The sequence below is a fragment of the Pseudoalteromonas sp. ATL1 genome (assembly GCF_058933015.1).
In genome coordinates this window covers 1,977,933-1,998,149 of record NZ_JBZYXL010000001.1, presented here as the reverse complement: position 1 = coordinate 1,998,149, position 20,217 = coordinate 1,977,933, and the positions used below count along the sequence as shown (strand labels likewise).

Sequence of the window (20,217 nt, the reverse complement as noted above, 5' to 3'; positions counted from 1 at the left end):
GATTGTTGTTTGTACTTCGCTTTATCATTAGCAATAAGATTAAGGTAGCGGTTGTTTTGGCAACAGCGACTCAACCTCTTTTTGATAACTCTCTTTTTGCTTGTTCAGTGGCTTTTCTTCATTCTCTATTTGATGCGTTTGACTCACCGTTTGCGTACTGTGGCTCTGTACATTTGAGAGTGAATTGAGCAAAGCCATTAGTTGCCCATCACTGACACCCGCCCCAACTGCTTCCGTTTTATTCTTTTGAACTTCAGCAAGTTGCATCACTGCATCAGAAATTGCGCCCAATGCAGTAATACGTGCACTGTCTTGCTCAACCACTTCCTTTGCCCGAGTCTGTTGCTTCAGTGTCTGACCTAATTCTAACGTTAATGCCTGAAGTTCTTGCTTAATATCGTAACCTGACACGGCAGTGGCAATTTTATCCATACTCTGGCTCAGCAAGTGAATATACAGCTTAACCGACTTTCTTAAGGTCTCATTTTGCGCTTTAAGCGCTTTTTCCATTGTTTGTTCTTTGTGCTTTGATGTTGCTTCTACTGACTTACTGATTGCGTGAATCGCACCGGATTGTTGTTCCCTACTTTGGCTAAGTGTTTGCGTGTTTAAGTCAATAGACGCGGCTAACTTGTCAAAGCCACTTTGATATGGGGAGGCGTTCAACTCACTAGCCAAGGTGCGATTTATTTCATCTAGTTTTTCAGCCACATCGTTACTGTTCGACTGTGCAAGCCATTGTTCAAGCTGATGCGTGTAGTCATGACTGAGGTTAGTTTTGCTGAGTTTATTAGCAATACCGCTGAGCGCATCATGTACTAGCCCAAGTTGCTCAACCGCCATCATCACCGGACTGCCCGTACTGTCTAACTTATTGGCGCGATGGTATTCTTGTTTAATTTGCGCCCAGCGCTGCTGCTCTTGCTCGCTCAGCGTGCCACGCAACTCGGCTAATTTTAACAAGTTCTCTTCGCTGCCCTTACTAAGGGTTTGCGCCTCACCTCGGTAGTGATCTTGTAATAAGTTTTCAAGTTCTTGGTCGTTCATCGCCGCAACCACTTTTTCCGCCAACTTATTCATGTTGCGGTAACTTCCTTGCAGCTTAAATGGCGGCTCCTCGCGATACTTGTCGTCTTGGGCCGCCGATGCGATGTACTGTGCATTGACTTTTAGCACCGTATCTCTGAGCCAAGTCAGCTTTTTAAGTACCGCTTTAATCTCGTTGGCTTCCGCTTGAGAGTAGCCATATTCAAGTTCATTAAGGGAAATATCTTCCCCTTCGACCATGCGAATAAGCTTATACAAATCTTGCATATTACGGTTTGCTAACGGTGCCAATACGCGATTAGATGTTAGGCTGTTTTCGATAAAACTCATGGCAAATTCCTGTTCACAACCCGTCAGCGTGTCACCCAAATTGTAGATATCAGCGCGGTTGGCGAGCATGTCTGGAATTTTGAAGCTTTCTCCCGACTCCGTATAAGGGTTACCGGCCATGACCACGGCAAACTTTTTGCCACGTAAGTCATAGGTCTTACTTTGTCCATTCCACACACCATCAATACGACGCGAGCCATCACATAAAGAGATAAACTTTTGTAAAAACTCTGGGTTTGTATGCTGAATATCATCCAAGTACAACATCACGTTGTTACCCATTTCAAAACTTTGGTTTATTTTTAAGATCTCTTTGGCGGCCGTTGCATTGATCGCCTGTGCGGGGTCCAACGACACTTGATCATGACCGATGGATGGACAGTTCACTTTAACAAAAGTCAGGCCCAAACGATTGGCAACATATTCTATCAAGGTGGTTTTACCGTAACCCGGCGGAGAGATCAGTAACAACATCCCCATCAAGTCGGTACGTTTGTTTTTACCTGATGAGCCAATTTGTTTTGCCAAGTTATCGCCAATCAATGGGAAGTAAACCTTATCAATCAATTGGTTTCGGACAAACGAGCTGAGTGGTCTGGCCTTAAATTCATCTAGCTGCAAACGCTGTTTTTGCTCAGCTAAAATATCACTTCTTAGTTGATGGTAACGCTCAAATGCCGGGACTTGCTGCGTGATATATTTTGAAGTACGGGCATTAAATTCCGCATAATCGACTGGCAGAACTTGCGACTCAATAAGGCGATGTTGCCCCATCAAGTTCTCGACTTGACGCGTTGCATTCGCACTCAAGGTGCGAAACTGCGCGCGCTTTAAGTGCTTTAACAACGCATAGTTCGCCGCTTCTACACTGACATGTGTGGTCAGCTGTTGTTGTTTAGCAAATGCGCCAAACCAATTGCAATACAAGGTCGCTTGTTGATCGATATCTGTCAGCGCCTCACATGCACTGATGAGCTGCATTTCAAAGCCTTTTACTTTCGCCTCATTGGCAAATTTTTCGGCATATTCTTTTGCGCTCGCTGACAACACAAAGCTTGCTTGGTTGCCCTCTCCTTGTGCAGCCAACTCATGTAACAAATATTCTGCAGCTAACGAAACACTTAAGTCAGGTAATAGCGGAACATAATTTTTTAAATCACTCACAAACTCATTGAGTTGTGCTGCAAGCTGCGCACAAAATGACTTTATAAAATCACCCGATGCAAAATGTTGTTCCATCAGCAAAGCATTGCGCGCTTGGTGGCACTGCACGGTGAATGTGTTGTCGCACAGTTGCAGCGCATAAAGTTGCGCAACAACACGGCAACTGGCTGGATATATCAATAAATCTAAATGTTTTTTCTGTTCCAAAAGTACCGTTAAAATTGCATAGGCATCGTGGTCGTGAATGCCCTTTTCATAGCCTTCTTGATAACGAGGCTCAGCAAATTTTTGTACCATGCGCAGCAATTCGTCTTGCTCAAGCGCATCAAATAAGTCTTTAAATGTCAGGGTATTATCAGGGTCATTCGCAGCCGCTAAAATCTGCGCTGCCAAATACTCACCGCGATACACCTCATCACTTTCAGACACTAAAGTCTGCTGCCACAAGTGACGTGTTGCCTCTAAAGTTTCTAACGCTGCTTGACCTTTAATTGGCTCAAAATAATCGGTGCCGGTAAGGTGTAGCATCAATTGCTCATCACGGGGCAGCAAGGTTAAATCCAGCACCTGCTTGTTCACACTAAATGCGTGTTTACCAATAGTGACGGTGTTACCACCATCTGTATAAATATCTTGCTTATCACGCAGTGAACGTATGCCTTGATCTTTGCATGCTTTAAGTTTGGCCTGAATGTCTTCAGCGCGAACTTCATCCCCCAATGCTTTGAGTTCGTCGGTCAGTGAACGCAATTTGCTGATCATGGGATCGGCCGCAAAGTAGGTATTTAACGCATCCAACTCGTTAAAGCTGAGTGTACGACGCGCTACCCCCTGCAATATCCGCTCAGCTGCATTTGCTAGATTAAGTGCCCGACGCTGCCTTTGGTCAATCAGGCTTTGTTTATGGGCTTCAAAACTTTCATATACATCGTCACGTTTAGCGACAATTTCCGCTAAAAATTCATCAAAGTCACTAAACTGCGACTCTAACTCTTCAAGTTGGATCAGTAAGCGAGAAAGTTGCTCGTCACAGCTCTCAGGCGTTTTTGCATTGTTTAGCCCATTGGTAATGCTTTGCGAGAAAAGTTTAAAACGCGCTGCAAACTCGGCTTTTGCTTCTACGCTGCCAAGGCTCTTTTGTTTTATTTGAATATTGGCTTTTGCTCGGTTCACCAGCGCATAAACTGCACTAATATCCTCTAAGATTTTGGTGCGAATGCGACTGTCTTCGATTTCTAAATCGAGCATCGTATGATTGAGCAAATCAAGCTCTGCACTTTGCTCATCCAACTCAGACACATACTGCTTTAATTCAGTCACACTATCGCTTTGCTCGCTCAGCTGTTCAAGCTCAGCGAGTTTTTGATGATAAGGTTGCAAGGCTTCATCAGCTTGCAAAAACTTGGCGGTGGCTAAACTTAAAGAGTCAAGTTGCTCATTAATGCCTGACTTAATGGTGTTTAACGCATTTACATCGATGAATTTAACATCTTCAAGGCCAATGACTTTACCTGTCAATAACTTAAGCGCATCTAACCCAGCAACAAACTGTGCCGCATCTTTAAAGCTGTCTGGACGAATATCTCTGCTTATCGATTGATATTCTTTTTCAATGTCGACAACCGCTTGTTTGGCTTTGTCTTGGATTTGAGATATTTTTTCAAATTCATCCAATACCTGCTCGGATGTTTCAAATATTTGATGCAGCGTTTGCTGGATTACTGCAAATGCCGCTTCGCTCAACCAGTGATATCGGTCAAAAATGTTACGTGATAACGAGATCAAATCTTCATAATGATAAGCACTTGGGTTTTGTTCATTGATGGCTTTGTGCACACTGTAAAGATCAGAAAGTCCTCGGACCAAGTCTGGGTTACCTATCTTACCGAGTATTGAGGTCGCAGCCGGCGCATTCGCGGCAAATTCCGCCGACACAAAGGCACTATGCCAAATTTGAATGGGATGAATACGCTCCGGCGCTTCGCTATCGGCTTTGAAGGTGAGCGCTGTACCATTGTCATATAAGCCATAACCATGGCAATAAATTGGATTCTGTAAGTTCTTTTCTATTAAGTTGTAGGCATACAGTGCGTAACGGCCTTCCTGAGGCTCGTAAAACACATACAATACATCTTCTCCATTGGGAGATTTTATCTGTCGATGAAACTCTAAATTTTCAGTTTTGTCATCAAAATAACGCGTTTGCCCCGATTGTAAATAATAGCCACCAGGATAAATAATACCGTGGTCGTCAGGCAAGCTAATACAGGCATCACCGATGGCATCTTGGCGTAGGACTTGGTTAGAACGACTATTAAAAATAAAATATCGCCACGCTTTTTCTCTGTATGGCAGTACTTTGATCAATACAAGCTCACCGAGCAGCGCGTATTCAATGGCACAATCCGCTAACGATTGGTTTTTGTCTTCGACCGGTTCTTGATAAACCCCTTCACCATCTTCAGTATTGTTTTCTACTTTGATGGTCAGGTTTCCGCCTAACGTTTCAACAAACACTTTATCGGCAAGGTTTACGTGAGGAAAGCGCCCCTCTACATGATTTGACCTATCCGTTGAGTGCCACTCAAAGTCATAATCCTGACCTGATTTAATATCTCTTTCACCACGATTATCGATATAGTTAATGGTGTTATCTGGGTCGATTTGCCAACGAAATACTTTAACATCGGTGAGTTTATCGCCAATTTGAAACAGCGCGAACAACTTGCCATTATGCTGATATAAATGCTGTAGTTTTGCTTCTTTATAGTAAGTGTAAAGCTCTTCAAAATCCCTTAAAAAACGCGCGTCGGTTAAAAAGCGAGTTTCCTGAGGATAAGGCTCAATTTCAAAATGTTCTTCTTGCGATATCAGTTTATGAACGCTAAACACGTCGCTGATATGAATGTTTTTCTTTAAGCCAATAAATACGTTGTAGGCAAAAATGACCTTATCGCCCACAATCACAATATCTCGTGGAATACAGTTATGCTCAGTGCGTACGCGTACCCTACCCGCCACTTTTAATTCACTATTGCCAAATTCGGCTACTCGCTGCTTGTTCAGCTCGTCTACGTGTGTTTTTAGCTCAGAACCAAAGTTACTCAAGCGCCTTTTGATCAAGTCATAAGAGCCTTGTTCAAGGGCTTGTTGTTTCGTTGCGTCCGTCATTAGTACATTCCTGTCGTCGATTAGTGATGGGGTTGATTGGCGTGTTGCCACCTAATTACTTAGGTGGCTGTTGAGATAAATGCGATGATCACTCTTTCACTTCAATTGGTTCAGCACCGTTGCTCAAACCACCGTTTACTTTGAGTAGGTTCATCAATTGGCTTTTTTCCGCATCTGTGGTGTTATTTGCAAGTTGACTCAATAACTTGCTCATATTGAGGTTTTTCAAGGTTTCTGCAGAACCATTTGCGCCTGCCAGCAAGCCTTTCATATCCTCAATAAAGTTGCGCTCACCTGATAAGTGACCCTTAAACACTTTTTGTACCGTGTCACTTTCTTCCACAAGGCCATCTATTGATTTACCTAACGTGATAGCCCCCATGAACTGTTTCAAGAACTGGCCGTCACCACCCATGATATTGATATCTGCATTGCTTAGCGCATTGCTCAGTACCTGTGCTTGATGTTCAGCGATGTCTTTGTTTGCACTGATCTGTGCAAGCGTCAACTCTCTTTGCTGATTCAGCTGCATTGTGAAGCTCTCGTAATCACGCGCTTCTTGGTTCATTGCATTAAGTGCTGAAAGCTTTTCTTCTAGACCTTTGGCTTCGGCCGACATTCTACGCTCAAGCGCAGCCGCTTCTGCTTCACCTTGTTTCTCCAAAGCTTCAGCCATCGCCGTTTGGACTTGTGCATCAGCAAGACCAATTTCTCGCTTACCTTGTGCTTCCGCTTCAAGCTTCTTGCGTAACACTTGTGCTTCGGTATCACCATGTGCTGCATTTGCTTCTGCTTTTGCTTTGATCACATCCGCTTCTGCCAAACCTTTCGCCGCGGTTTCAGCTTGCTCCGCTTGCGCTAAAATCTTCTTCGATTCCGCTTTTTGATTGGCTATGCGCAGCTCCGCTTCAGCCATTTTCTCAAGTTCACGGGCCTTAAACTCTGCCGCTTGTTCTTGCGCTTTAGCCGCTTCAATGTCTTTAACCAGCGCTTCTTCTGCTTCTGCTTTTGCACGAATGATTAGGGCTTGCTTCTCACGCTCAGCGGCAGCGATCACTTGCACGTCTTTAATGCGTTCTTGCTCTTCCGTTACCGTCTTTTCAACCATCACGCGGTCACGCATCACATCCGCTATTTCTTTACGTTCAACTTCTAATGCTTTTTCTTTGTTAATGCGTAAAATCTCGGTTTCACGCTCGCGCTCAATCACTTCGATTTCGCGAGAACGCGCTACTTTTTCTTCTTCAATAGCCAAAACACGCAAACGGTTTTGCTCAGCAATGTCTAATTCACGCTGTTTATTTTGCTCTGCAATTTCAATTGCCTGCTCGGTTTGCAAACGTGCTTGCTCTGCTTTCAAACGCTCTTCTTGGCGTACTCGCTCAGCTTCTGCGTGTTCACGTGCTTTGACCGTTTCTATCTCACGCTTTTGACGTGCCATGGCATCTTCTTTTTGGCGTTCAATTTCAAGCGATTTTTCAGTGGCCGCTTGGTTTTGAATTTCAATTTTTGCCCGTTCGTCACATTTTAGCTGGTTGGTTGATACGTTTTGTTCCGCTGTCATTTCTGTAATACGGCGAATACCTTCTGCATCAAGGATATTTTGTGGATCAAGTTTTGTAATAGAGGTTTGCTCTAAGTAATCAATCGCCACATCTTCAAGCGTATAACCTGATAAGTCTTGCCCTATTACTTCCTTTATTTTGTCTCTGAACTCATTACGGTGTGTAAATAACTCAACAAAGTTAAGCTGCTTACCCACTGTTTTTAGTGCTTCAGAGAACTTAGCTTCAAACAGTTCTTGCAGCGTTTCTGGCTCTGATGCACGTGCACAACCTACTTGCTTAGCAACGCGTAAAATGTCTTCTTTATTTTCGTTAACACGGATGTAAAAAGTGATGGCAATATCAGCTCGGATATTATCTTTACAGATCAAGCCACTCTTATCACGACGTTCCAACACCATACGTTTGGTCGAGATATCCATCACTTCCATTTTGTGAATAACGGGGTAGACGATACCACCCGTTGTGGTAACGTCTGGCTCATTTTTCATTTTATTGATGATAAGCGCCTGACCTTGCTCTACCTTGCGATAAAACTTTCCGACCATAAGCACGATTGCAAAAATCACTAATAAGGCGATCCCTGCAACGGTAAAAACTGGCGTTAAATTACTAATAAAGTCCATGTTTTAATCCTAACTAAATTGTTAATTTCAGAATTACGTACAAACTACCAAGGCTTGGCAGCAATCACGTAACTGTGGGTGTCTTTGTTGTGTTCTATCAACAGTGCGGTATCACCGAGAGTAAAAGCTTGTTCATCGTCATCGACTCGCACTTCTATCAACTGTTCAGCACCTTGGAAGGTCAATCGCGCTTGACCAAATGAATTGGTCACTTTCGAGGTAGCAATGATACACTCCATACCAAGCATGTCATTCTTACTGGCTGTTTCTTTACTATCGAAAAAACGACGCAAAGGCCTTGCAAAGATCACCGCGAGTGGCAATGCAATAAATACACTCGCAACTATCATCCCAGCGCCGACTAAATAAAAAACAATGCCATCGCCTAAGAGGTAAGAAAATAGCTTATGTATGTAAATACTAACCAACCAGCTCAGCATTACGACCAAAGACAGTGATACCGTTAGTGGTAAATCGCCAAAACCAAATTTAAATACTGAGTTTGACGAATTAGCGTCTCCATCTGTTGCTTCAACTTCTAGTTCTACATCACCGTCCAGCAAATCAATGTCGGCAAAGCCAAACAGCGTTATTAGCCAGAAAAACAGGACAATAATTAGTAAAACGCTCAAAACAACCGTAGGAAAGGTAAAAGCAGTATTGATATAGTCCATAAATCTTGATTCCTAGTTCCATCTCATTCACTCACTAAACCTTGTGAGGGACTAAGAATTGTACTGAAAATTTCACGCAATGCTAGATAAAATTAGTCGTCGCTCACGACGTCTAATTTTTTGTCAAAGCAACGGTGGAGACATATTATGTCTGTCCCATAAATTCGCACAAAGTCCCATATTGGTCAAGTAAAAGGAGGGCGTTCAGAATTCTGTGTCAGCTAATTTTGGCTAGATATCTAAGACATCATCCAAGCGCCCATCAAAATGAATCGCCAGTTGAGACAATGTCATATTCCAGTTTTGAATTGGCATTGTCCATTTCTTAGAAGCATTCAATATCCCAGCATACAGTAGCTTAAGCAAGCTGTTTTCGTTTGGGAAGCCACCTTTCGTCTTGGTCAGTTTACGGAACTGGCGATGTACAGCCTCAATAGCGTTCGTGGTATAGATGGCCTTGCGAACGTACTCTGGATACTTAAAATAAACGGACAGGTTTGCCCACTTGTTTCGCCAAGAACGGAGCACTATCGGGTAATGTTGACCCCATTTGGACTCTAAACGCTCAAGTTCCATCTCTGCTGCTTCTTTGCTCACAGCGCGGTAAACTGGTTTTAGATCAGCCATGAACTCCTTTTGATGTTTGGAAGCGACGTACTTCATAGAGTTGCGGATCTGATGAATAACGCATTGCTGAACTTCTGTATTTGGGTAAATAGTTGCAATAGCTTCAGGGAAGCCTGTCAGGCCATCCACGCAGGCTATCAGGATATCTTCAACGCCACGGTTATGCAGATCCGTTAGTACAGATAGCCAGTAGTTCGCGCCTTCTGACTCGGATAGATACAGACCAAGCAGCTCCTTCTTGCCTTCGACGTTTAAGCCTAAGATAGTGTACACCGCTTTGCTGACATAGCGGCCATCTTCCTTAATTTTGTAGTGGATAGCATCAAGCCAGACGAACGGATAGAGCGCATCTAATGGTCGTTGCTGCCATTCTTTCAATTCGGGTATCAAACAGTCGGTAACGCCTGTGATGGTAGCCTCAGAAACGTCAATACCATACATATCTTCAACATGGCCGCGGATATCACGATAGCTCATGCCAAGCGAAAACATGGATAAGATCTTGCGGTCGATCTCATCAGTTAACTTAGTCTGGTTTTTCTTAACTAGCTTTGGCTCAAATGAGCCTGCACGGTCACGCGGGGTATCCAGTTCGAAAGTGCCCACTGAAGACTTAACGGTTTTCTTACTAGAACCATTTTTACGGTTAGGCTGCTCGTCATCTACAAGGTGCTGTTCCAGCTCTGCTTTTAAGGCAGCTTCGGTGATCTGTTTGATAAGAGGGGTTAAGAAGCCATCTTTGCCTGTCAGATCTTGCCCTGACTGAAGGGCTTTAATGGCTTGTTCTAAATCGAAGTCTTTGGTCATGTGTCATTCCTGTTTTCTTAATGATACTGAAATGACACAGATTTCTAAACACTACCAGTAAAAGTGGTGTTTGTCTGCGATTTTCGTGTATTCGTCGACACAAAGATTTAAAAACTCTAAGGGCTATTTTTAAATTAAATTGATTTATGGCAATGTGCTTAACTATGAGGTCTATTTTGAGGCAAGAAAACTTTGTCAGTAGCACCGCTATCGCGTCCTGCTAGCGTCAGATTTAACCTCCAAAATGATTAAGTGTTATTACCCATTGGTGTTATGTAGCTCATGTTAAAGACATAAAAAAACCGAGCCTAAGCTCGGTTTTTATCTAAGAAATGAGTAAGTTAAATATACTCAACTTCGATGATTTCAAACTCAACGGTGCCGTTTGGTGTTTGAATGTTAGCGGTATCGTCTAACTCTTTACCAATTAAGCCACGTGCAATCGGTGAGTTAACTGAAATTAAGTTGTTCTTAATGTCCGCTTCATCATCACCAACAATGCGATATTTTACTTCTTCTTCAGTGTCTACATTACAAATAGTCACTGTTGAACCAAAAATCACTTTGCCATTGTTTTGCATTTTAGTTACGTCGATCACCTGAGAGGTTGAAAGCTTTGCTTCTATCTCTTGGATACGACCTTCACAAAAACCTTGTTGTTCGCGCGCCGCATGATATTCAGCGTTCTCTTTTAAGTCACCGTGTTCACGCGCGTCGGCGATATCGGCAACAATTTTAGGGCGAACAACCGATTTTAAATGGTTAAGTTCTTCACGAAGCAACTGCTCGCCTCGTACTGTCATCGGAATTGATTGCATAACTGTCTCACTTGATGCCAAGGCCGAATGGCCTTGGCGTTAGTCCTTAGTTCAATCGTTGGTGTAGCTCTTGTACAGAATTTACTGTGCTTCTGTCATCGGCCGCATGGGCAATACAGTTAGCAAATGCTGCATTAAGCGTGGTGGTATAATTTGTCTTATGCTGCAATGCACCACGACGCAACACCTTCGAGTCTTCGATCGCTTGGCGACCTTCAGTGGTATTTACTATGTAGCTGTACTCGCCATTTTTGATTCTATCAAGAATGTGAGGACGGCCTTCGTATACCTTGTTTACACGGCGTACTTCAATGCCTGCGGCTTCTAGCGCTTTGGCTGTACCATTTGTTGCATCTAGCTCAAAACCAATCTCTCTCATGATTTTAGCGAGTTCAACAATACGTGATTTATCACTATTACGCACAGATAGTAGCGCGCGACCACCGCGTGGTAAAGCGTTACCCGCACCTAATTGGGCTTTTGCGAACGCTTCGGCGAAGTTTTCACCAACGCCCATGACTTCACCCGTTGAACGCATCTCTGGACCACGAAGTGGATCAACACCTTGGAACTTAGCAAAAGGTAATACAACCTCTTTAACACTGTAATAAGGTGGGATCACTTCTGAAGTCACACCTTGGCTTGCCAGTGACTGACCCGCCATACAACGCGCTGCAACTTTCGCTAGTGCAACACCGGTCGCTTTCGATACAAAAGGCACTGTACGTGCTGCACGCGGGTTAACTTCGATTAGGTATACTTGGCCATCTTTTACTGCAAACTGCGTATTCATCAAACCTATTACGCCAAGTTCAAGTGCCATATCAGTCACTTGCTTACGCATAACATCTTGAATCTCTGCAGATAATGAATGTGCAGGCAATGAACATGCAGAGTCACCTGAGTGAACACCCGCTTGCTCGATGTGCTCCATGATACCGCCGATGATCACTTGCTCACCGTCACAAATCGCGTCAACGTCTACTTCGATAGCGTCATCTAGGAAACGGTCTAGCAGTACTGGCGCTTCGTTTGATGCCGATACCGCTTCTGTCATGTAACGACGTAAATCGTCTTCGTCATATACGATTTCCATCGCACGACCACCCAGTACGTATGAAGGACGTACAACCAGTGGGAAGCCGATTTCTTGCGACTTAGCGACCGCTTCTTCAAGTGAAGTTACAGTTGCGTTTTCCGGCTGAAGTAGGTTCAAACGCTCAACCATTTGTTGGAAACGCTCACGGTCTTCAGCGCGGTCAATCGCATCTGGTGAAGTACCAATGATTGGCACACCATTCGCTTCAAGCGCACGCGCTAGTTTAAGTGGAGTTTGACCACCATACTGAACAATCACACCTTTTGGTTTTTCAACACGGACGATTTCTAGGACGTCTTCAAGGGTAATTGGTTCGAAGAACAATCTGTCAGACGTATCATAATCTGTTGATACTGTCTCTGGGTTACAGTTCACCATGATGGTTTCGTAACCGTCTTCACGCATTGCTAATGCTGCGTGTACACAACAGTAGTCAAATTCAATACCTTGACCGATACGGTTAGGGCCGCCACCGATAACCATGATCTTGTCTTTGTCTGATGGATTTGCTTCACACTCTTCATCGTATGTTGAGTACATGTAAGCAGTATCAGAGCTGAACTCAGCCGCACACGTATCAACACGCTTGTACACCGGTACGATGTTAAGTTGGTGACGCTTTTTACGAATTTCTTTTTCAGACACACCCGCAATTTCAGCAATACGTGCATCGGCAAAACCTTTACGCTTCAAGCGGCGTAAGAAGTCTTTGTTAAGACCCGCAAGGCCCACTTCGGCAATCGTTGCTTCGTCTTTGATGATGTCTTCGATTTGAACTAGGTACCAAGGGTCAATTTTGGTCAGTTCAAACACATCGTCTACGCTCATGCCGTGACGCATTGCATCAGCAACATACCAGATGCGCTCTGCGCCTGGCTCACGAAGTTCGCGAATAATGGTTTCTCTTGCTTTGGGGTCATCTAGTGCCACAATTGGATTAAAACCCGTTGCGCCCACTTCCAAACCGCGTAGTGCTTTGTGCAGAGATTCTTGCTGATTACGACCAATCGCCATCACCTCACCCACAGACTTCATCTGTGTTGTTAAACGGTCATTAGCACCCGCAAACTTCTCGAAGTTAAAACGAGGGATTTTCGTAACAACGTAGTCAATTGACGGCTCAAATGACGCCGGTGTTGCGCCACCTGTGATGTCATTTTGTAACTCATCAAGCGTGTAACCAACAGCAAGCTTTGCTGCGATTTTTGCAATCGGGAAACCAGTCGCTTTAGATGCAAGTGCTGACGAACGTGATACACGCGGGTTCATTTCGATGATAACCATACGGCCATCAACTGGGTTAACACCAAACTGTACGTTTGAACCACCTGTTTCTACACCGATTTCACGCAAAACTGCCATCGAGGCGTTACGCATGATTTGGTATTCTTTGTCTGTCAGTGTTTGTGCAGGCGCTACCGTGATTGAGTCGCCTGTATGTACACCCATTGGGTCAAAGTTCTCAATTGAACATACGATGATGCAGTTGTCGTTTTTGTCACGAACCACTTCCATCTCGTACTCTTTCCAACCGATTAAGCTCTCGTCGATTAGCAGCTCGCTGGTTGGCGAAAGATCTAGACCGCGCGCACAGATCTCGTCAAATTCTTCTTGGTTGTAAGCAACACCACCACCGGTACCACCCATGGTGAAAGAAGGACGAATAATACATGGGAAGCCGATGCGCGAAAGTACATCGTGTGCTTCATCCATTGTGTGAGCGATTTCAGCGCGAGGACATTCAAGGCCAATGTTCTTCATGGCCGCATCAAAACGCTCACGGTTTTCTGCTTTATCGATTGCATCAGCCGTTGCACCAATCAGCTCAACACCGTGCTTTGCCAGCACACCATGCTTGTCTAAATCTAGTGCACAGTTCAATGCAGTTTGACCACCCATAGTTGGTAGTACCGCATCTGGCTTTTCTTTTTCAATAATTTTTTCAACAACTTCCCAATGAATTGGCTCGATGTACGTCGCATCCGCCATTTCCGGGTCTGTCATAATCGTTGCAGGGTTAGAGTTAACGAGAATAACTCGATACCCTTCTTCTCGTAGTGCTTTACACGCTTGTGCACCTGAGTAGTCGAATTCACACGCCTGGCCGATCACTATCGGACCCGCGCCTAAGATAAGAATGCTTTGAATATCAGTACGTTTTGGCATTATAACTCCACTCTCAATTAGGCTTTACGCGATTGCATTAGGTCGATGAAATGGTCAAACAGTGGTGCCGCGTCGTGCGGACCAGGGCTTGCTTCTGGGTGACCTTGGAAACTAAATGCAGGCTTATCGGTACGGTGAATACCTTGCAATGTACCGTCGAATAGTGACTTGTGCGTTGCGCGCAAGTTAGCAGGTAAGCTATCTTCATCTGCTGCGAAACCGTGGTTTTGCGCAGTGATCATCACAACATTACGCTCTAAATCTTTAACCGGGTGGTTGCCACCGTGGTGACCAAATTTCATTTTTACTGTTTTTGCGCCCGATGCCAAAGCCAGAAGCTGATGGCCTAAACAAATACCAAAGATAGGGGTGTCTGTTTCGAGGAATGATTTAATTGCTTCGATTGCATAAGTACATGGCTCAGGGTCACCAGGGCCATTTGATAAGAAGATACCGTCAGGATTGAGTGCCAACACGTCTGCAGCGGAGGTTTCTGCAGGCACTACGGTTAATTTACAGCCACGATCTACAAGCATGCGTAAGATGTTTTTCTTCACACCAAAGTCATACGCTACAACGTGGAATTTTTCTTCTTCTGCCGTTAAGGTTTTATAACCTTGTCCAAGTGTCCAACTTGATTCATTAAATGTGTACTGCTCTTTAGTACATACTACTTTAGCTAAATCCATGCCTTTTAAACCTGGGAAAGCTTTCGCCGCTTCCAAGGCTTGATGCTCATCAAGCGAATTACCCGCGATAATACACCCGTTTTGCGCCCCTTTATCACGTAAAATACGTGTTAGTTTGCGAGTATCGATGTCTGCAATACCTAAGATATTGCGAGCTTTTAGGTAATCACTTAATGATTGCTCATTGCGGAAATTACTGGCTAGTAAAGGTAAGTCACGGATCACTAGGCCTTTAGCCCAGATCTGGTCCGCTTCTTCGTCTTCACTGTTAGTGCCGGTATTACCGATGTGCGGGTAAGTCAAAGTTACGATCTGTTCCGCGTATGATGGGTCTGTCAAAATTTCTTGATAACCAGTCATAGACGTATTGAATACTACTTCACCGACTGACATACCGTCAGCACCGATAGCAGTACCGCGAAACACCGTGCCGTCTTCTAGGACTAACAGAGCGGATTTAGTCAAGTTAACCTCCTAATGGTAAAAAACGGGAGCAAGCTTTTACGCTTTTCATCCCGTTCACAAAGCGCTTGGTAACACGCAGTTATTAATTTTTGGCAAATTCGTTATAGTCTACAGCAATTTGATAGATTCGTCTAACCAAAGACACAAAAACATTAAAAATAGTGCCTTTTATAAAAAAATTTCACGAAAGCGCCAAAAAAACACATTTACTTCTTCAAACCAAGCACATCTTGCATGTCATAAAGTCCATTTGGTTTATTTCTCAACCACTTCGCAGCCCTTACTGCACCAGATGCAAACGTGAGTCGAGAAGTTGCTTTATGGGTTAATTCAAGCCTTTCGCCCATAGTTGCGAAGTAAGCTGTGTGTTCACCTACTATGTCACCAGCTCTTAGGACCGAATAACCAATTTCATTTTGAGATTTCGCCTCTTCTACCGACGTTCTGTCGTAACGTGCAACTTGGTCGTGATCCCACCCTTTTGCATCAGCAATTGCTTCACCAATCGCCAGCGCAGTACCCGATGGCGCATCAATTTTATGGCGGTGATGCGCTTCAAAAATTTCAATGTCCATCTCATCTGCAAGTTTTGTTGCCACCGTTTGTACCAGATCTAGGAGTAAGGTTACGCCCACGCTAAAGTTGCGTGCAAAAACAATGGGGATCTGCTTCGCAGCATCACGCAGAATTTGCATGTCTTCGTCTGTTAACCCCGTTGTACCTATCACCATAGGCAGCTTTTTCTCGACCGCTATCGCTAAATGGCTTTTCATGCCTTCAGGCAAAGTAAAATCAATTAATACGTTTGCACCGGTTTGTGCAACATTTGCTTCATCACTGAACAACAGTGCTTGTGACGCACTCGGTTGCTTGTTTGAAACAGGCGTTGCCAATAAATCTGAACTTGAACGCACCGCAGCCGCTGCGATTTGTGTATCTGGCACAAGCGTACAAGCTTCAACTAATGCCAAGCCCATTCGGCCATTAGCACCAAAAATTGCAATATTATCCATGTGTTAACTCAGTATTGAAGGTTAGCGTTTTGTTATGAGCTATAGAGTTTATCAATTCTCTATGCCATAGTCAGTGAAAGAAGACTAATAACAGAATACCATAGACTTTAGACGTCTAAATGTATAAACTTCTCGATTCGCCGATTTACTTATTGCGGGCGTTTGAAGTTTAAATACAGCTAATAATGGATCTCATGGCTGTGGTACATATTTTCGGGGAGCACAATGCAGCCAAACACTCTACATGCGAAGCTTTCGCTTTTACCTTTATTAACCTTTGTGGGCCTTTTTTTGGGAGCAGGTTTATACCTTCAATCTCAAGGAGTTAATTACGCTTTCTACCAATTGCCAGCACCTGTAGCCATTTTACCCGCTATTGTTGTTGCCTTTTTGATAAACAAAGCAAGTATTAATCAAAGCGTCGAAACCTTTATTAAAGGTGCAGGACACAGCAACATCATTACCATGTGTTTAATATACCTGCTAGCGGGTGCGTTTTCTGCCGTAGCCGGTGCAACGGGTGGTGTTGATGCCGTGGTGAATGCAGGTTTATCATTGATCCCTGCATCGTTCTTACTGCCAGGCCTCTTCCTAATTTCTGCCGTTGTGTCTACAGCTATGGGCACGTCAATGGGTACTATCGGTGCGATTGGTCCAATTGCATATGCGGTTTCTTTAAAAACGGGTATCGACCCCGCTCTGATGGCAGGTACCATTGTTTCTGGTGCAATGTTCGGTGATAACTTATCGATTATTTCTGACACCACCATTGCGGCAACACGTACTCAAGGCTGTGAAATGAAAGACAAGTTTAGAGAAAACTTGAAGATTGCCTTACCAGCAGCATTGCTCACCGTTATTTTACTTGTTTTTCTAACGCCAGAGCCTCAAGCCGTTGAAACCAAGCCTTTTGACTGGCTTTTGGTACTGCCTTACATTTTTATTCTCGTATTAGCCGTTGCTGGGTTAAATGTATTTGTTGTGTTGTTTAGCGGCATCGTATTTGCAGCAGCTATGGGCTTTATGGGCAGCTATGAAGTCGGTAGTTTCGCTAAAGATGTATACAAAGGATTTAGCGACATGCAGGAGATCTTTTTACTGTCGATGTTCATTGGTGGCTTGTCGGAATTTATCCGTGTTAATGGTGGCTTAGATTATTTAGCTTCAAAAATACAACGACTGACGGCCGTGATAGCCAAATGGCACCGTAAAGTGGCCGATCAACTTGGTATAGCCGCTTTAGTGCTAACCAGTAACCTATGTATTGCTAATAACACCGTCAGTATTATTGTGGCGGGACCCGTCGCAAAAAAATTGGCGGACGATGGTGGTATATCAGGTAAGCGCTCAGCCAGTTTGCTCGACATTTTTGCCTGCGTGATGCAAGGGTCGCTACCTTACGGTGCGCAAGCATTGTTGCTTGGAGCAACTTTTGAAATCAGTCCTTGGGATGTTTCAACCTCTTCATTTTATTGTTTTATTTTAGCATTTACTGCAATTGCTGTAATTTGTTTGCGAAGAAATAAAGCGTAACCTTCCTTAAAAATGCGCCCTTTCGGGCGCTTTGTCTATACTCGTTACATTGTTGCGCTCAAGGAAATGTAATGATGTATAAAATTAAAGTGGTATTGGCTAGCTTGATAGTCATCACTCTTTCATTTACTTCGCACGCTGCCAATTGGAGCAAAACACAACTTCATATCAATCGAGGGGTTTTCGACCATCCCTTTACCAAGCAAAAAGCCATGACCGATGTGATTTCTCTGCAACACGCATCGTCCAACAATTATGGTGATGTATTCTTTTTCGTTGACTATCTAGATGATGATGTCATCGATGGCTTTAATGATAAGGACTTTTACTCTGAAGGTTATGCCACCTTCAGCGGCAAAGCACTATTTGATTGGCAATATAACTTTTGGCGATTAAAAGATATTGGCTTTGTTATTGGCTACAACGCAGCGGGTGATGCCAAAATGCTCAAATATTTGCCTGGGATAAAATTAAGCTGGGATATCCCCGGTTTTGATTATTTGACCACAGCCGCAACAGCCTATTTCGACGATAGCGCTGGCCTTGCTGAACAAGGTGCGCCGCAAACCAACAATACCTTCATGTTAGATTTAGCTTGGGGATACCCCTACCAACTAGGCAATCAAAAGTTTTATTTTACAGGCCATGCGGAGTATATCGGCTCAAGACGCAATGAAATAGGTGTCTATGTGAACGACTGGATTTTGGCACAAATGGCCTTTCAGTGGGATTTAGGACATGCCCTAGGTAATCATACTGATACACTTATGGCCGGTGTTGAATGGCAAGTATGGCGCAATAAAATGGGTACATCTCACAACGAGTCTGCGACCCAGTTACATATTGTTTGGACTTTTTAAAATGCAAATATTAACAATAAGATATACCGACTATACACAGTCCTAATCAACCAAAACCTTCTGCATATCTTTGCGAATTAAGGAACTCCTGTAATGGTGGGTAATTTCCAAAATGACATATTTAAGCTTATATAAACTTTACCGTTAGCGAATGACGCTAAATTGAATAAATGTCAGATACTCAAAAGGAGAAGGCAATGTCGCATGTATTAGTTAATCAAACCAAACCCGATTTTGATGGCGAGACACTTAAAACATACCGTGAAAGGCAAATGGAGGAAACTCGCTGGGAAAAAGTAGATATAGACGTAGAAGAAATGGATTTTATTAATAATTTCGAATTTTTAAACAGCGCGGTGTTAAATCGTGGTGTGGTGCATAACGTTGCTGGCGTGGAACAACAAGAAGTCTTGATGACCACAACCGGGTTATTTGGGCCTATTCGCCCAGGAACAATGGTCCACCTAAACCCTGATGCTCGAACTAAAGATGACCCAACTCACCTCGTTGAACAAAGTGACTACGCTCCTCCTAAAGAGCAAGAAACCTTAATCGATCGTTTAAACAGATTGCATGACGAAAACACCAATAATCCACCAAAGGACGACTATGTACTCGCTGTCAAAGGTTTTTGGGCCGCAGCAGTCGATGGGGCTGGTATTCCATGTTTGGATGGCTCGTCGAACGTCTTTGGCAGTACCGGGCAATTAATTTGCTACTCTGTGGAAAGTTGTAAAAAAAACGAATGTAACGTGGAAAGCCTCAATTTTCCGTTGCTTCAATACGGTTCAACTGAAGAATCTCAAAAACTTTACCTCAACACCCTTGAATACTATGGTGGTACGCTGTTAAGCCCAAACGAAGAATTTACACTTGGGTTTAGTCAAGACTTGTGGGGGATACAATACGACCAAAAGTTACCTCAATACATTACCGAGTATCAATTTGGCCCAACAAAAGGCGGCGGACTATTTGTAGAGCACCACCCTTTCCCTCATATTTGGCTACCTTCAAAAGGGGAAGATCCAAAGTTTCATAGACAAACCATTTCAAGGATCTTACTTGGCAGAAGAGTGGATACCGCTTTGGAAGATGGCTATTTCCGTACTATAGATAGTCAACTATATCATTTTACCATGTTTGAGATCCCACTTGATGGGAGCGCACTGGCTATCCGTCCACAGTGCATACACAACGATAGTTTTACCAGTGGCGCACAAACCGTATTTTTAGCGAATACGCCAGCAAATACAGTGGCATTACGCCATAGCTTACCCATTAACCAGATGTCTGTTAACAACGTGCCCGTTTCTGACTTACCTAAATAAAGTCAGAGAAAACGTTATAGGAAGCTGAAACTCAAGGATGAGTAATGGTGAATAATGTTAAATGCTTACCAGAATCGCAATATTTGAAATTCTTTTATATGAAAATGAATAAAATGGTGCCCGGGGCCGGACTTGAACCGGCACGCTGTTACCAGCGAGGGATTTTAAATCCCTTGTGTCTACCAATTCCACCACCCGGGCTTCGGGTTGCTTTCGCATGTGGAGAGTGTGATAA

At 43.7% G+C, this 20,217-nt stretch carries 11 protein-coding genes and 1 tRNA gene; 3 read left to right on the top strand and 9 right to left on the bottom strand.

Features of this window, described 5'->3' with window-relative positions; all coding sequences use genetic code 11:
• Positions 1–39: 39 nt before the first annotated feature.
• From AC5FX4_RS08980 to dapB, 8 genes are all read right to left on the bottom strand, one after another.
• Positions 40–5,712: a DNA repair ATPase gene (locus tag AC5FX4_RS08980; protein ID WP_493606082.1), complete on the bottom strand. Its 5,673-nt coding sequence runs from the start codon at positions 5,710–5,712 to the stop codon at positions 40–42.
• Positions 5,713–5,800: 88 nt separating this feature from the next.
• Positions 5,801–7,903: a flotillin family protein gene (locus tag AC5FX4_RS08975; RefSeq protein ID WP_493606081.1), complete on the bottom strand. Its 2,103-nt coding sequence runs from the start codon at positions 7,901–7,903 to the stop codon at positions 5,801–5,803.
• Positions 7,904–7,947: 44 nt separating this feature from the next.
• The gene (locus AC5FX4_RS08970) at positions 7,948–8,577 is read right to left on the bottom strand and encodes a DUF1449 domain-containing protein (protein ID WP_493606080.1); all 630 of its coding nucleotides are present in this window, start codon (positions 8,575–8,577) and stop codon (positions 7,948–7,950) included.
• Between the two features lie 231 nt (positions 8,578–8,808).
• Entirely contained in the window at positions 8,809–10,011 is a 1,203-nt protein-coding gene (locus tag AC5FX4_RS08965) for an IS256 family transposase (protein ID WP_493605020.1), read from the bottom strand.
• A 341-nt stretch (positions 10,012–10,352) separates the two neighbouring features.
• On the bottom strand, positions 10,353–10,829 hold the full coding sequence (greA, locus tag AC5FX4_RS08960; protein WP_493606079.1) for a transcription elongation factor GreA: 477 nt from the start codon (positions 10,827–10,829) through the stop codon (positions 10,353–10,355).
• Between the two features lie 46 nt (positions 10,830–10,875).
• On the bottom strand, positions 10,876–14,094 hold the full coding sequence (carB, locus tag AC5FX4_RS08955; protein ID WP_493606078.1) for a carbamoyl-phosphate synthase large subunit: 3,219 nt from the start codon (positions 14,092–14,094) through the stop codon (positions 10,876–10,878).
• A gap of 17 nt (positions 14,095–14,111) precedes the next feature.
• Entirely contained in the window at positions 14,112–15,248 is a 1,137-nt protein-coding gene (gene carA / locus AC5FX4_RS08950; RefSeq protein WP_493606077.1) for a glutamine-hydrolyzing carbamoyl-phosphate synthase small subunit, read from the bottom strand.
• A gap of 206 nt (positions 15,249–15,454) precedes the next feature.
• Positions 15,455–16,261 carry a 4-hydroxy-tetrahydrodipicolinate reductase gene (gene dapB / locus AC5FX4_RS08945; RefSeq protein ID WP_493606076.1) on the bottom strand — a complete coding sequence of 269 codons (807 nt, stop codon included), beginning with the start codon at positions 16,259–16,261 and terminating at the stop codon, positions 15,455–15,457.
• Between the two features lie 225 nt (positions 16,262–16,486).
• Here dapB and AC5FX4_RS08940 point away from each other — a divergent pair, with 225 nt between their 5' ends.
• The 3 genes from AC5FX4_RS08940 to AC5FX4_RS08930 all read left to right on the top strand — a co-directional run bounded on the left by AC5FX4_RS08940 (position 16,487) and on the right by AC5FX4_RS08930 (position 19,982).
• Positions 16,487–17,794: a Na+/H+ antiporter NhaC family protein gene (locus AC5FX4_RS08940; protein ID WP_493606075.1), complete on the top strand. Its 1,308-nt coding sequence runs from the start codon at positions 16,487–16,489 to the stop codon at positions 17,792–17,794.
• Positions 17,795–17,865: 71 nt separating this feature from the next.
• A complete protein-coding gene (locus AC5FX4_RS08935; RefSeq protein WP_493606074.1) occupies positions 17,866–18,654 on the top strand; it encodes a nucleoside-binding protein in 789 nt (262 codons plus the stop codon).
• A 197-nt stretch (positions 18,655–18,851) separates the two neighbouring features.
• A complete protein-coding gene (locus AC5FX4_RS08930; protein WP_493606073.1) occupies positions 18,852–19,982 on the top strand; it encodes a hypothetical protein in 1,131 nt (376 codons plus the stop codon).
• A 114-nt stretch (positions 19,983–20,096) separates the two neighbouring features.
• Here the strand turns inward: AC5FX4_RS08930 and AC5FX4_RS08925 are convergent.
• Positions 20,097–20,183: transfer RNA gene (locus AC5FX4_RS08925), tRNA-Leu, on the bottom strand.
• Positions 20,184–20,217 lie beyond the last annotated feature (34 nt).